The sequence below is a fragment of the Streptomyces sp. NPDC048483 genome (genome assembly GCF_040651455.1).
Classification (GTDB): domain Bacteria; phylum Actinomycetota; class Actinomycetes; order Streptomycetales; family Streptomycetaceae; genus Streptomyces.
This window is the reverse complement of the sequence record NZ_JBEZJZ010000004.1, coordinates 1-13,471: the sequence shown is the minus strand read 5'-3', so window position 1 is coordinate 13,471 and position 13,471 is coordinate 1. Positions and strand designations below refer to the sequence as shown.

The 13,471-nt window shown below is 71.5% G+C and carries 14 protein-coding genes and 1 pseudogene; 8 read left to right on the top strand and 7 right to left on the bottom strand.

Annotation, left to right across the window (positions count from 1 at the left end):
* Positions 1–36: 36 nt before the first annotated feature.
* Positions 37–966 carry an NYN domain-containing protein gene (locus AB0D04_RS03155; protein ID WP_362698818.1) on the bottom strand — a complete coding sequence of 310 codons (930 nt, stop codon included), beginning with the start codon at positions 964–966 and terminating at the stop codon, positions 37–39.
* Positions 967–1,167: 201 nt separating this feature from the next.
* On the opposite strand from AB0D04_RS03155, the gene AB0D04_RS03150 reads away from it, so the two are divergent.
* Entirely contained in the window at positions 1,168–1,320 is a 153-nt protein-coding gene (locus AB0D04_RS03150) for a hypothetical protein (protein WP_099055472.1), read from the top strand.
* 76 nt (positions 1,321–1,396) lie between these two features.
* Here the strand turns inward: AB0D04_RS03150 and AB0D04_RS03145 are convergent, their stop codons facing one another.
* From AB0D04_RS03145 to AB0D04_RS03135, 3 genes are all read right to left on the bottom strand, one after another.
* Positions 1,397–2,002, bottom strand: coding sequence for a MarC family protein (locus AB0D04_RS03145; RefSeq protein ID WP_362698815.1), 606 nt, complete (start codon positions 2,000–2,002; stop codon positions 1,397–1,399).
* Positions 2,003–2,105: 103 nt separating this feature from the next.
* Positions 2,106–2,960, bottom strand: coding sequence for a PHP domain-containing protein (locus AB0D04_RS03140; protein WP_362698813.1), 855 nt, complete (start codon positions 2,958–2,960; stop codon positions 2,106–2,108).
* A gap of 139 nt (positions 2,961–3,099) precedes the next feature.
* The gene (locus AB0D04_RS03135) at positions 3,100–3,738 is read right to left on the bottom strand and encodes a DUF6758 family protein (protein ID WP_362698811.1); all 639 of its coding nucleotides are present in this window, start codon (positions 3,736–3,738) and stop codon (positions 3,100–3,102) included.
* Between the two features lie 328 nt (positions 3,739–4,066).
* Between AB0D04_RS03135 and AB0D04_RS03130 the strand changes: the two are divergent.
* Positions 4,067–5,283, top strand: a pseudogene (locus tag AB0D04_RS03130) (MFS transporter).
* Positions 5,284–5,368: 85 nt separating this feature from the next.
* Here the strand turns inward: AB0D04_RS03130 and AB0D04_RS03125 are convergent.
* Both AB0D04_RS03125 and AB0D04_RS03120 read right to left on the bottom strand, forming a co-directional pair.
* Positions 5,369–5,725: a hypothetical protein gene (locus AB0D04_RS03125; RefSeq protein ID WP_362698809.1), complete on the bottom strand. Its 357-nt coding sequence runs from the start codon at positions 5,723–5,725 to the stop codon at positions 5,369–5,371.
* Positions 5,726–5,771: 46 nt separating this feature from the next.
* Positions 5,772–6,359 (bottom strand): suppressor of fused domain protein, encoded by a 588-nt coding sequence (locus AB0D04_RS03120; protein WP_362698807.1) that lies wholly within the window; start codon positions 6,357–6,359, stop codon positions 5,772–5,774.
* Between the two features lie 446 nt (positions 6,360–6,805).
* Here AB0D04_RS03120 and AB0D04_RS03115 point away from each other — a divergent pair, with 446 nt between their 5' ends.
* The 3 genes from AB0D04_RS03115 (at position 6,806) to AB0D04_RS03105 (ending at position 9,203) form a co-directional block, all read left to right on the top strand.
* Positions 6,806–7,939, top strand: a complete 1,134-nt coding sequence (locus AB0D04_RS03115) for a magnesium and cobalt transport protein CorA (protein ID WP_362698805.1) — start codon at positions 6,806–6,808, stop codon at positions 7,937–7,939.
* 56 nt (positions 7,940–7,995) lie between these two features.
* Positions 7,996–8,595, top strand: coding sequence for a hypothetical protein (locus AB0D04_RS03110; RefSeq protein WP_362698803.1), 600 nt, complete (start codon positions 7,996–7,998; stop codon positions 8,593–8,595).
* 65 nt (positions 8,596–8,660) lie between these two features.
* Positions 8,661–9,203, top strand: coding sequence for a hypothetical protein (locus tag AB0D04_RS03105; RefSeq protein ID WP_362698801.1), 543 nt, complete (start codon positions 8,661–8,663; stop codon positions 9,201–9,203).
* A gap of 45 nt (positions 9,204–9,248) precedes the next feature.
* Here AB0D04_RS03105 and AB0D04_RS03100 read toward each other — a convergent pair whose 3' ends face one another.
* Positions 9,249–9,995 (bottom strand): hypothetical protein, encoded by a 747-nt coding sequence (locus AB0D04_RS03100; protein ID WP_362699076.1) that lies wholly within the window; start codon positions 9,993–9,995, stop codon positions 9,249–9,251.
* A gap of 278 nt (positions 9,996–10,273) precedes the next feature.
* On the opposite strand from AB0D04_RS03100, the gene AB0D04_RS03095 reads away from it, so the two are divergent.
* From AB0D04_RS03095 to AB0D04_RS03085, 3 genes are read left to right on the top strand one after another with little or no spacing between them, the layout of a single operon-like run.
* The gene (locus AB0D04_RS03095; protein ID WP_362698799.1) at positions 10,274–11,581 is read left to right on the top strand and encodes a CBS domain-containing protein; all 1,308 of its coding nucleotides are present in this window, start codon (positions 10,274–10,276) and stop codon (positions 11,579–11,581) included.
* Entirely contained in the window at positions 11,571–12,152 is a 582-nt protein-coding gene (locus AB0D04_RS03090) for a DUF1003 domain-containing protein (RefSeq protein WP_362698797.1), read from the top strand. Before AB0D04_RS03095 ends, AB0D04_RS03090 begins: the two co-directional genes overlap by 11 nt.
* Positions 12,153–12,194: 42 nt before the next feature.
* Positions 12,195–13,361, top strand: a complete 1,167-nt coding sequence (locus AB0D04_RS03085; protein ID WP_362698795.1) for an Mrp/NBP35 family ATP-binding protein — start codon at positions 12,195–12,197, stop codon at positions 13,359–13,361.
* The last annotated feature ends 110 nt before the right edge of the window (positions 13,362–13,471 follow it).

The following is a 13,471-nucleotide window of genomic DNA, read 5'->3' as shown; positions in this document are numbered from 1 at the left end:
AAACGTGGGGCTCAGGCAAAGCGCAGCGAACGGGCCCTAGTACTGCCCCTGCACGTGATCCCAGAACCCGTCCCGCAGGACGCGCCGCAAATCGGCGTGGCCGCGCAGCGAGTGCCGCAGCAGTGCCTCGGCGGTGGTCAGCAGCTCCTGGTCGACGGAGCCGGGCAGATACGGGTGGCCGGGCAGCAGCGTCGCCACCCAGTCGCGGCCACGCTCCGCCAGCCACTGGGCGGCTATTCGCGCCCCCACGAAGCGGACCTCGTCGCGGGCGGGCGGCAGCCCTTCGCCCGGCGTCGGCTCGGCGCACTCCACGCCCGCCCGCCGGGTCACATACGGCTTGCAGAAGTCCAGGTCGAAGGTGCGCTGGCTGTCGACCTCCCACAGCAGCGGCTCGGCCTGGTTGCGGCCCCCGGCGGCCTCGATGCCCCACAGGTGCACCCGCGCGCCGTACCCCTGCGCCGCTTCCACGGCCGAGACCAGGTCCTCGTCGCCGCCGATCAGCACCGCATCGCTGATCGCGCGGTGCCGGGCCAGCGACTCCAGGTCGCTGCGGATGAGGGAGTCGACGCCCTTCTGCTGGTTGTTCGCATTGAGATTGCCGAGCCGGACCTTGACGTCCGGCAGCTCGGCGATCCGCTGCTGTTCCTGGGTGTGGATGCGGCGGCGCGCTCCGTCGTACCAGTAGACGCGCAGCAGCCGGCTGTCCGGGAAGATCATCCGGGCCTTGTCGATGAAGGCCTCGATGATCCCTTCGGCATCCAGCTCGAAGGCCTTGCGGTCCTCCGTTCCGGCGACCAGCCGCCCCGCCGCGGCGTAGACATAGCCCGCGTCGACGAAGGCCGCGTGGGTGGACGGGGTGGTGGCGACCTCGGCGAGCACACGGGTGAGCAGCTCGTTGGTGCGCTCGATACCGGCGGCGAGCGCAGCGAGGTCGGTGGGGCCCGTCGGGGGCTGGACGTTGTTCATACCGGACCCATTGTCCGGGCGGTCACTCTGTGAGCACAACCGCTCCACCATCAAGTACTTAGTTCATCGAAATTTTTCTTTAGCGTAGGGAATGATTGCAGGGTGCGGGTCGTTGTACCCCTACGGAACGCCTGGCAACGAAGCCGCGCAATCCACATCACTCAGTTCTCCGCAGGAGGATCAGACGAAGGGAGAAGCCGTATGCGCTTCGAGATCATGCGCCTGGACGATGCCGACGGCACCGCCGTGGACAGCACCGTCGTGGACGCCGCCTCCGTCAACCGGATCGTGCAGCAGGCCGCAGCCATAGGCCAGCGCATCTACATCCGCCCGGCCGACACCGCCGCCCGCTAACGCCGACGCCCGCCGCTCACGTCGAAGCGCCCCCGTACGGACATTCCGTACGGGGGCGCTTCGTCCGTTCGGGCGGTCAGGCCCCCTGGATCACCTGCGTCACCCCGTTGATGATCTGCTGCACCGCCAGCGCGGAGAGCATCATGCCCGCGAGCCGGGTCACCAGGACCACCCCGCCGTCCTTGATCACCCGGATGATCACCAGCGAGAACCGCATCACCAGGTACAGCACCACATGGATCGCGGCGATCGCCGCCCAGACGGAGAGCTGCGCCGCGGCCCCGTGCGCATGCTGTACCGCGAGGATCACGGACACGATCGCGCCGGGCCCGGCCAGCAGCGGCATACCCAGCGGCACCAGCGCCACATTGACGTCCTTGGTCTGGGTCGGCTCCTCCGACTTGCCGGTCAGCAGGTCCAGCGCGACGAGCAGCAGCAGCAGACCGCCCGCGATCATCAGCGCGGGCGTGGAGATGTGCAGCCGGCCCAGGATCTGCCGGCCGAAGAGGCCGAAGACGGCGATGACGCAGAAGGCGACGGCGGCCGCCTGCCAGGCCATCCGGCGCTGGACCTTGGCCGGGCGCCCGGAGGTCAGGGCCAGAAAGATCGGGGTGATCCCTGGAGGGTCCATGATCACAAAAAGGGTGACAAAGAGCGTACTGAAGACGGCGACGTCGAACACGGTGATGGCCTTGCGAGAGGTGGTACGGAGGAGCGGGTCACGGGCCGGCGCGGCGCGCGGGGCCCGTAGCGGGAGGGGTGGAACGGTACGTGCGGAGCGGCCCTCAGCCGCCCGCGCCGGGCACGGGGAAGGCGCCGGTCGCACGGCGCACGATCTCGCCGTAGATCTCGGGGTCGGTGGTGTATTCACCGAGGCTGCAGGTCTTGCGGCTGCCGTGGTAGTCGCTGGAGCCGGTGGCCAGCAGACCGAGGTCGGCGGCCAGACCGCGCAGCCGGGCGCGGGTGGGCCCGTCGTGGTCCATGTGGTCGACCTCGATGCCGTCCAGCCCGGCCGCGGCCAGCTCGCCGATCGTCCTCTCCGGTACGCAGCTGCCGCGCTTGACGGCCAGCGGGTGCGCGAAGACGGTGACTCCGCCGGCGGCCTTGACCAGCCGGATCGCCTCGAACGGGTCCAGCTCGTGCTTCTCCACGTACGCCCGGCCGTCCTGGCCGAGCCACTCGGAGGTGAAGGCGTCGGACACGGAGTCGACCAGGCCCAGCTCCATGAGGGCGGTGGCTATGTGGGGGCGCCCGACGGCACCGTCCCCGGCGATCTCGGCCACCCGCTCCCAGGTGACGGGCACACCGAGGTCGCGCAGCTTGCCGACCATGGCCCGGGCCCTGGGAACCCGGTCGTCCCGGACGAGCTCGCGCTCGCGGGCGAGCTCGGGCTCCTCGGGGTTGAAGAGATAGGCGAGCATGTGCAGGCTCACCCCGTCGAGCCGGCAGGAGAGCTCGGCCCCGGTGACCAGCGTCAGCCCCTCGGGCAGCGCGGCCCGCGCCTCGGCATACCCGCCGACGGTGTCGTGGTCGGTCAGCGCAACCACGTCGAGACCGGCGGCCGCGGCGCCCCGCACCAGCTCGGCGGGGGTGTCCGTACCGTCGGAGGCCGTGGAGTGGGTGTGCAGATCGATACGCACGACGCGGACTCCAGACTGGGGGACGGACGGGGGCTCTCGGGGCGATCGCACAAAGGTGCCCTCAGAAGGATACCGGCCGCCCGGACATGCCCCCGTCAGACGGCGTACGTTCCCCTCCGCGCCGCGCGCTCAGCTCAGCTCAGCTCAGGATCCGCGGCGAGAGCGCCCCGCACGGCAGCAGGTCCACCTCCGCGCCCGCTTCCCGCAGATCGGTCAGCACCAGCTCGTCGTACATCATCAGCCCCGAGGTCTCGGGCCAGGTGATGGCCCACAGCCACAGCCCGCGCGCCTCGCCCGCGAAGACCGCGCGGTCGCCGGGCGAGCCGTCGACATGCCACATGGGGGTCGGGCGCCCGGCGGCCAGCACCTTGGCGTGCGGGGGCTTGTTCACACACATGTGGGGGCCGGGGTCGAGGCCGTCTATCCCGGCGTAGCGCGCGCCGAGGCCGACGCCCAGCTCCTCGGCGATCAGCAGCAGTTCGCCGGGGCCGCCCAGCGGTCCGGGCCCCGAGCAGGCGACCGCGGTCGCGCGCCCGCCGCTGCGGTCGTCACCGGCGCAGGCGACCCCGGTGAACAGCCAGCCGACGGGGAGCGGCCAGGGCATCCATACGGGCACCTGCGCGCGGTGCACGACGACGCCGAGCGCCTCGATGCTCGGCGGAACGACCGGCTGGAGTGGGTGCACGATGCCGTGCACGGCGCACTGCCAGGAGTCGGAGAAAAGACCGGGCGCCCGCACCCGGCCACCGCACTTCGGGCAACTGGGTTCGCCCCTCATAGGGACCAACGGTCCTCCAGGCCCGCTTCCGCGTCAAGGACGATCACCCGTCCGGTGTGCCCGGAATCACGTACCCGGGCGCCCATTTGGCCGACTGCCGCGCGCGGGACGCCGCTCCGGAATCCGTCCGAGAGTTAGTTGTAACTTACACTCTTTAGCTCACCTAACTTACTGTGTGCATACACCAACCATCTCGGGGGGAGCCTCGGGAGAGCGCGGCAACGGAACCGGTTACGGGAAGGGGCACCGCAGCGTGAAGAGCAGCACGAACAACAGCGGCCACCGCGACACCGAGGGCGATGCGCGCGACGAGGGCGGGGCGTCGGTCCTGCGCCAGCCGACGGCGGTCTGGGCCACCGCCGGCGCCTCGGTCGTGGCCTTCATGGGCATCGGCCTCGTGGACCCGATCCTCCCGTCCATCGCCCAGGGCCTGCACGCCTCCAAGAGCCAGGTCTCCCTCCTGTTCACTTCCTACTTCCTGATCACCGCCGTCGCGATGCTGGTCACCGGCTTCGTCTCCAGCCGCATCGGCGGCCGCCGGACCCTGCTGGCGGGCCTCGCCCTGGTCGTGGTCTTCGCGGCGCTCTCCGGGATGTCCGGGTCGGTCGGCGAACTGGTCGGGTTCCGGGCCGGGTGGGGCCTGGGCAATGCGCTGTTCGTCTCGACGTCGCTCGCCGTCATAGTGGGCGCGGCCGCCGGAGGAAGCGCGGCCGCGATCCTGCTCTACGAGTCCGCCCTCGGGCTCGGCATGGCCTGCGGCCCGCTCCTCGGCGCGGTCCTCAGCGACCTGAAGTGGCGCTACCCGTTCTTCGGCACCGCCGCCCTGATGGCCGTCGGCTTCCTCGCCATCACGGCTTTCCTCAAGGAGCAGCCGAAGCCGGCACGCAAGACCTCGCTCCTGGACCCGATCAGGGCCCTCGGCCACGGCGGCCTCGCCTCCGCCGCCGTCTCGGCCTTCTTCTACAACTACGCGTTCTTCACGGTGCTGGCGTTCACCCCGTTCGTCCTGAACATGTCCCCGTACAGGTCGGGCGGCATCTTCTTCGCCTGGGGTGTCCTGCTCGCGGTCTTCTCGGTGCTCGTCGCGCCCCGCCTCCAGCACCGCTTCGGCTCCCTGCAGGTACTGGGCGGCTCGCTGGTCCTGCTCGCCGTCGACCTGCTCGTCCTGGGGTACGGCAACCACACCACCGCCGTCGTCTGCACGATCGCCTCCGGCGCGTTCATCGGCCTGAACAACACCGTCTTCACCGAGCTCGCCCTGGATGTCTCCGACGCGCCCCGCCCGGTGGCGAGCGCGGGCTACAACTTTGTGCGCTGGTTCGCGGCGGCGGCCGCGCCGTTCCTCGCGCCCAGGATCGAGGAGTGGACCGACATCCACATCCCGTCGTGGTCGCGGCCGTCGCGGCGGTGCTCGGCGCCGGCGTCGTCGCCGTCCGGCGCCGCGCGCTGACCCTCCGGGCCGAGGAGCCGGAGCCGCGACGGGGGTCCTCCCGGACGGAGTCCGGGGGAGCCACGCAGGACGGCGTCACGGTCTTCACCGGCTGACGGCCACCCGGTGCCCCGTAGGCCGCCTGATGCCCCATCCGACGGACGGGGCATCAGATCCGCGGGCTCCGTGCCCCGTACGCCCTCACCATCCGGGATGCACGAAGGGCGCGACCCTGGACTCCAGCCACGCCAGACACGCCCAGGCCAGCACCGCCAGAGTGACCACCGCCACCGCGCTCGACACCGCGGTCCGGGTGTACGCCCCGGCCGTGCGGCGCAGGGCCCTGTCGGTCAGGCCCCAGGCGGCCAGGGTGACCGCGGGGATCCCAAGCAGCATGAGCGGCAGCTCCCCGTACAGCAGACTCAGGTCTTGCTCCCCTTCGAAGCCGCCGATCACGCCGGGACCGGCGCCGTGCACCCACACCCACAACGCCACGCCCGCGGCAATGGTCCCCACCAGACAGCCGACGCCACAGCTCGGCTTCACGCGCTCTTCCATACCTCCTAGGGACGCCCTCCCCCGCCGTCCGGGTTCCCGGCGCCCCTCAGTCGTCGAGCGGTACGCCCGTACGCAGCGGATCCCGCAGGTCCGTGCCGTGCTGGAGCCAGCGCGCCTGGAGGGCCTCGGCGCCGTGTACCCGCTTCCAGGCGGCCTCGTTGGGCGTCATCGGCAGCAGGGGAAGAAAGCGGACCGGGTCGAGCGGCTCGTCCAGCTCCAGGTCCTCGACCAGCCCGCCGGGCTCGGCCACCAGGACCGAGGTGAAGGGCGCGCCGGGCCACAGCGGCCCGCCCACGTCCAGCGAGGCGCCCGGAGCCACGACCACCCCCTCGACCTGCGGGGATGCCGCGAGGACGGCGAGCGGGCGGAGCACCTTGTCGGTGTCGGCACGGCCGCCCCGTACGGTCAGGACGAGTTCGGCGCGCGGGCCGCGCAGCGGATCGGCGACCACCGCCGTGGGATCGGCCATGGGCTGGGCGGACATCCCGAGCGTGGCGTAGCGCACCACCCCGTTGTCCACGAAGCGGAGCACCTCGATACGGTCGCTGCCCAGGAAGGTGACGGCGGCGCGCGCGTCCGGCTCGCCCAGCGTGGTACGCAACCGGGCCTCGACCAGCTCAAGAACGTCAGACATGCCGCGAGCATAGGACGCGTATCAAACAAGCAAAGCCGCACCGTAACGCTTCAGACGGCTGATAGCCTTGCCGTCTGCTCAGGGAATGACGTCGTCCCCCAACGGGGACCGGCCGGAGGAGGTGGGGCTGCGGTGGATCCGAGTCGACCGTGCAGTACCGATAGTTCTCCCGTCATCCCGCTCGCGCAGCGAATCTCCTGATCCGAGAGCTTCCGTACCCCGCCGTTCAGCGGCGAAACCAAGGAAGTTTCTTTGCGCCGGATGTAGATGACGGAAGAGCGCCTTCGACTCTCAATTTCCGTGTTCTGCGAACTGCCGTCAGTGTCACCGCACGGAGCGCCGCCCGCTTTGCGGACGTACAGCCAAGGATGCCTGGTACGTCCACCTTCCGGGCAGCGTTGCGCCCCGCGCCCCCAACTGGCGGCCGGCCCGTGAAGGAGCCTGCCATGTCGATGATCCGCGACCTGCGCGCCGCCGTCCGCCCGTCCCGGCGCCGCGACGACACCACGCCCTACCGCTACGAGACCTCCGCCCCGCCCTGCGCCAACAGCGCCATCGTCGACTGCGGTGTCTACCGCGAGGGCCGCCGGGTGAGTGAGCACGTCACCCCGGCCCAGGCGATGGCGAGTGTCCGCGCCGACGGTGGCTTCGCCTGGATCGGGCTGCACGAGCCCACCGAGGCCGAATTCGCCGGTATCGCCCAGGAGTTCGGCCTGCACCCGCTCGCCGTCGAGGACGCCGTCCACGCCCACCAGCGGCCCAAGCTGGAGCGTTACGACGACACCCTGTTCACCGTCTTCAAGACGGTCCACTACGTCGAGCACGCCGAGCTCACCGCGACCAGCGAGGTCGTGGAGACCGGCGAGGTGATGTGCTTCACCGGCCGGGACTTCATCGTGACGGTGCGGCACGGCGGCCAGGGCTCGCTGCGCGCCCTGCGGCACCGGCTGCAGGACGACCCGGAGCTGCTGGCCAAGGGCCCGTCGGCGGTGCTGCACGCCATCGCCGACCAGGTGGTCGACGGCTACATGGCGGTCGCGGGCGCGGTGCAGGACGACATCGACGAGGTGGAGATCGACGTCTTCAGCTCCGGCACCAACGGGAAGGGAACCGGCGCGAAGGGGTCCTCCGCCAAGGGGGGCGACGCCGGGCGGATCTACCAACTCAAGCGTGAGGTACTGGAGTTCAAGCGTGCGGTGTCGCCGCTGCTGCGGCCGATGCAGCTGCTGAGCGAGCGGCCGATGCGGCTGGTCGACGCGGACATCCAGAAGTACTTCCGGGATGTGGCCGACCACCTGGCGCGCGTCAACGAGCAGGTGCTGTCGTTCGACGACCTGCTCAACTCCATCCTCCAGGCCAACCTCGCGCAGGCGGCCGTCGCGCAGAACGAGGACATGCGCAAGATCACGGCCTGGGCGGCGATCTTCGCCGTACCGACGATGATCGCCGGGATCTACGGCATGAACTTCACCTACATGCCGGAACTGCACTGGAAGTTCGGCTATCCCGCCATGATGCTGGTGACGGTCGCGATCTGCTTCGGCATCCACCGGGGGTTCAAGCGGAACGGGTGGCTCTGAGGCGGCAGTTGGGGCCGCGCGTGGCGTTGTCAGACCCTCCTGCCATGCTCGGCGGCATGAGTGGTGACGAGGATGCGCAGTGTCCGGAGGACCTGGAATACGAGGACGAGCGGTCGGTGCCGATGAAGGCGCCGGCCACGCCCGGTGAGTGGGAGCTGCTGGCAGACAACTGGGCGAAGATCCACGAGGGTTACTACCTCGGCAGTGCCCGGCACGCAGTGCTCGAGTGCGCGCGGCACCTCGAGGCGAGTGTCGCGGCCGGTGCCGCGGACACCGCGCTGTGGGTGCTCGGGCTGTACTACATCGGGGATTACGTCATCCACGGCTCGCCCCATGCGGAGTCCGAGCACCGGGTCAGGGAGGTGATGGCCGGGGTCGAGCGGGCCCTCGGCGGCGTTCCGTGCAGCCATCCGTCGCATCCCTGTGACGACGCTGCTGAGGAGGTCCTGCTCGAGGGCTTCCCCGCGGTCCTGGGGGTGCTGGCCCATCCGGAGCGGGACGAGGAATACGAGGCGGGCCTCGCCGAGGAGCTCGCCGACGAGGACGGCCACACCGACGACGCATGGCGGCAGTCCTGGTACGGGGCCCGGCTCACCCGGGAGATATGGGCCTGCCCTCGCAACCTGGCCGGGTTCGCGCGGGCACTGTTCACCTGAGGCGTCGCGTCTCAGCGCCTGGGCGGCTCCGGGAGGCCGCGGACCGGCCCATTAGGCTGGCCCGTATGACGGAGAGCGTGTCGCAGGCCCTGCAGGATCGGGCACTCATCGAAGAGGCCACGAAGAAGTCCGGCCTGATCTGGGTGCGGGGGACGACGGGCCCGGCACGGGCGCTGTGGCACCTGTGGCACGACGGGGCGGCCTGCCTGATCGGGGACGGGGCGGGCGAGCAGCCGCTGGCCGACCTCGGGCTCGCCGACGGCGGTACGGCGACGGTCACCGTACGGAGCAAGGACAAGGGCGGGCGGCTGGTCGCCTGGCAGGCGCGGGTCCATGAACTGGCGCCGGAGGGCGAGGCCTGGCGGGCCGCGGTCGAGGAGCTGAAGGGCAAGCGGCTCAACGCCCCGGACGCGGACACCCTCACGCAGCGCTGGGCGCGGGAGTGCCGGGTGCTGCGGCTGGAGCCGATGGGGGACGAGGCCACGCAGCGTCCCGGCCGGATGCCGGAGGAATCGCATGCCGCGCCGCCGCTGGCGACAACCGCCAGCACCCGGCGGCCGGCACCCGCGGCGCTGCCGAGGCTGCTGCGGCGGGGCCGTAAGGGCTAGGGGGCGAGGGCGTAGGGGCGGGGTGCGGGGGCCCCGGGCCGCCCCTCACCCCCGGCCCGAGATCCGCGAGCCGTAGTCGACGACCTGGTCCTTCGCCGGGGCCTTGAGCTCGACGCTCTTGCCCCAGTCGGCGAGCCGCAGCACGCCCGCGCCGCCCGCGCGCCGGAGCCGCAGCGGGTACGGCGTGCCCTCCAGGGAGACGTCCAGGGTGCCGCCGGCGCCTGCGGCTGCGGTGAGGCGGATGGTGCGGACGCCGTCGATGGTGCTGCGCTCCCCGGTGGCCAGCTTGCCGTGCAGCCCGAGCAGGCTGCCCAGCAGCGTGTCCTTGTCCGTGAAACCGCTGAAGCGCTTGTAGACGGGGTCGGCGGCGGGCACCTTGACGTACTTGCCGCCGAGTTTGGCCGCGGCGGACTCGTCGGGCGTACCGGACTTGGCGCTCTTCTCGCCGGCCCAGAAGGCGGCGTCCGCCTTGAGGTAGAGCGCATTGCCCACCCGCAGCAGCGAGAAGGCCGCCGCCTTGGTGCTCAGCTCGCCCTTGGCGCCGTTCTTCGCGAGCCGCATGTCGAGTTTGTAGGTGCGGCCCTGGCTGACGACGTTCCCGGAGAGCCGGACCGTATCGGACTGCTCGGCGGCCGCCCGCGCCTTGGATTCGATCTTCGCGGCGGGCAGCTTGCCGACGCCGTTGGTGCCCGCGTCCGGGTCCTGAGCGCCACAGCCCGCGAGCGCCGCGGCCAGTCCCGCGCACACCGCCCCGACGAGCGCCGCCCGTCCCGTGCGACGGCGGCCGGCCAGGTCTCGGGGGCGCGTCCCCAAGAGGGTTGCAGTCACGTCGGCTCTGCCTCCTGATGCGGGTGACCTCGACAGCAGTACGGCAGCGTACCTGGGCCGTGCGCGGTTTTCGGCGGGGTGCCGACCGCACACCCGTACGTGCTGGGGGCGGTCCCGGACGACCGTGGCGAGCGGCCGCCATACGGCCGTTCCCACCGGGGCGCCGCCGACCCGGGCGCGTTAGCCTGAACCCGACTCGAGGGCTCATTCCGGGCGGAACGGGAGAAAGGGAGGCACTGCGCATGGCAGTGGTCACTCCCCGGGTCTTCGTCTCCCATATCTCCGGCGTCGCCGTCTTCGACCCCAACGGCGACCAGGTGGGACGGGTGCGTGACCTGGTGGCGATGCTGCGGGTCGGCGCGCGGCCACCGCGGCTGCTGGGCCTGGTCGTCGAGGTGGTCAGCAGGCGCCGCATCTTCCTGCCCATGACCCGGGTGACCGGCGTGGAGTCCGGCCAGGTCATCACCACCGGCGTGGTCAATATGCGGCGCTTCGAACAGCGCGCCTCCGAGACGCTGGTGCTGGGCGAGCTGCTCGACCGCCGGGTGCGCCTGGTGGAGACCGGCGAGGAGGTCACCGTCCTCGACATCGGCATCATCCAGCTGCCCGCCCGCCGCGACTGGGAGATCGACAAGGTCTTCGTCCGCAAGGGCAAGGGCGGGGCGCTGCGCCGCAAGGGCGAGGCGATCACGGTGGAGTGGTCGGCGGTGACCGGGTTCTCGCGCGAGGAGCACGGGCAGGGCGCGGAGAGCCTGCTGGCCACCTTCGAGCAGCTGCGGCCGGCCGACCTCGCCGGCGTACTGCACCACCTCTCCCCCAAGCGGCGCGCCGAGGTCGCCGCGGCACTCGCCGACGACCGGCTGGCGGACGTCCTGGAGGAGCTGCCGGAGGACGACCAGATCGAGATCATCGGCAAGCTCAAGGACGAGCGGGCCGCCGACGTCCTGGAGGCCATGGACCCGGACGACGCCGCCGATCTGCTCTCCGAGCTGCCGGAAGAGGAGAAGGAACGGCTGCTGACCCTGATGCGGCCGGAGGAGGCCGCGGATGTGCGGCGGCTGATGTCGTACGAGGAGCGCACGGCGGGCGGTCTGATGACGACCGAGCCGATCGTGCTGCGCCCGGACGCGACGGTCGCGGACGCGCTGGCCCGGGTGCGCGACCCCGACCTCTCCCCGGCGCTGGCCGCCCAGGTGTACGTCTGCCGCCCGCCCGACGAGACGCCCACCGGCAAGTACCTGGGCCTGGTGCACTTCCAGCGGCTGCTGCGCGACCCGCCGTTCACCCTCGTCAGCTCCATCGCCGACACCGATCTGCCGGCCCTGGCCCCCGATACCCCGCTGCCCGAGCTGACCAGCTATCTGGCGGCGTACAACATGGTCTCCGCGCCGGTCGTGGACGAAAGCGGCTCGCTGCTCGGCGCGGTCACCGTCGACGACGTACTGGACCATCTGCTGCCGGACGACTGGCGGGAGGCCGAGCTGCACGGCTCGGGCGCGGCGGGCATGACCGGCGCGGCGCAGCTGCGGAGGGCCGCGGATGGGCGCTGAGGAGCGGGAGGGCGGCAGGGAGCGGGGGCGGGCGCACGGCGCCTCCGCGGTGCGCCGCGGCGCCCCCGACCGGCCGCGGGTGCGCCTGGACCAGCCGCGGGTGCCGCGCCGTACGTTCTGGCCGGAGTACGACCCGGAGGCGTTCGGGCGGCTGTCGGAGGAGATCGCCCGGTTCCTGGGGACCGGCCGGTTCATCGTCTGGATGACGGTCATCGTCATCGTGTGGATCGGCTGGAACGTCCTCGCGCCCGGTCATCTGAAATTCGACGAGTATCCCTTCATCTTTCTGACGCTGGCGCTCTCGCTCCAGGCCTCGTACGCGGCGCCGCTGATCCTGCTGGCGCAGAACCGCCAGGCCGACCGGGACCGGGTCACCCAGGAACAGGACCGCGCGCAGAACGAGCGCTCCATCGCCGACACCGAATATCTGACCCGGGAGATTGCCGCGCTGCGGCTGGGCCTGGGCGAGGTCGCCACCCGCGACTGGATCCGCTCCGAGCTGGAGGACCTGCTGCGCGACCTGGAGCTGCGCCGGATGGTCGAGGCGGAGAGTGACGAACGCGACCGCTGACGGCCTTACCGGAGGTCCGCTCCAGCGCCGTACCATCGGGGCATGGCTACCGACACGCCCCAGCCCAATGGCTCCGCGCCCAGCGAGGACGCGGTCCGCGCCGCGCTCGCGACGGTGAACGATCCCGAGATCCACCGCCCCATCACCGATCTGGGGATGGTCAAATCGGTGGAGATCGGGGCGGACGGCGCGGTGGCGGTCGTGGTCTACCTCACCGTCTCCGGCTGCCCGATGCGCGAGACGATCACCAACAACGTGCGTGCGGCGGTCGAGCAGGTCGAGGGCGTCACCTCCGTCGCCGTCGAGCTGGAGGTGATGAGCGACGAGCAGCGCAAGGAGCTGGCGACGTCGCTGCGCGGCGGTACCGCCGAGCGCGAGGTGCCGTTCGCCCGGCCCGGCTCGCTGACCCGTGTCTACGCCGTCGCCTCCGGCAAGGGCGGTGTCGGCAAGTCGTCGGTGACCGTGAACCTCGCGGCGGCGATGGCGGCCGACGGCCTGAAGGTCGGTGTGGTGGACGCCGACATCTACGGCCACTCCGTACCGCGGATGCTGGGCGCGTACGGCAAGCCCACCCAGGTCGAGAACATGATCATGCCGCCGTCGGCGAACGGCGTGAAGGTGATCTCCATCGGCATGTTCACGCCGGGCAACGCCCCGGTGGTCTGGCGCGGCCCGATGCTGCACCGCGCCCTCCAGCAGTTCCTCGCCGATGTGTACTGGGGCGATCTGGACGTGCTGCTGCTGGACCTGCCCCCGGGCACCGGCGACATCGCCATCTCGGTGGCGCAGCTCGTCCCGAACGCGGAGATTCTCGTCGTGACCACCCCGCAGCAGGCCGCGGCCGAGGTCGCCGAGCGGGCCGGTTCGATCGCCGTGCAGACCCACCAGAAGATCGTCGGTGTGGTCGAGAACATGTCCGGGCTGCCCTGCCCGCACTGCGACGAGATGGTCGATGTCTTCGGCACCGGCGGCGGCGAGCGGGTCGCCGAGGGCCTGACGAAGACGACCGGCACGCAGGTGCCGGTCCTCGGCTCCATCCCGATCGACGTCCGGCTGCGCGAGGGCGGCGACGAGGGCAAGCCGGTCGTGCTGACCGACCCGGACTCCCCCGCCGGCTCGGCGATCCGCGCCATCGCGGGCAAGCTGGGCGGCCGTCAGCGGGGCCTGTCGGGCATGTCGCTGGGGATCACCCCGCGCAACAAGTTCTGAGCGGCGTACTCGAACCATGCGGAAGGGGGGGGGCCCCCCCGGGCCCCCCCCGGCGCGGGGGGCGCCGCGCGGGGGCGCGCAGCCCACGTACGCCCCCCGCGCGGGGGTGC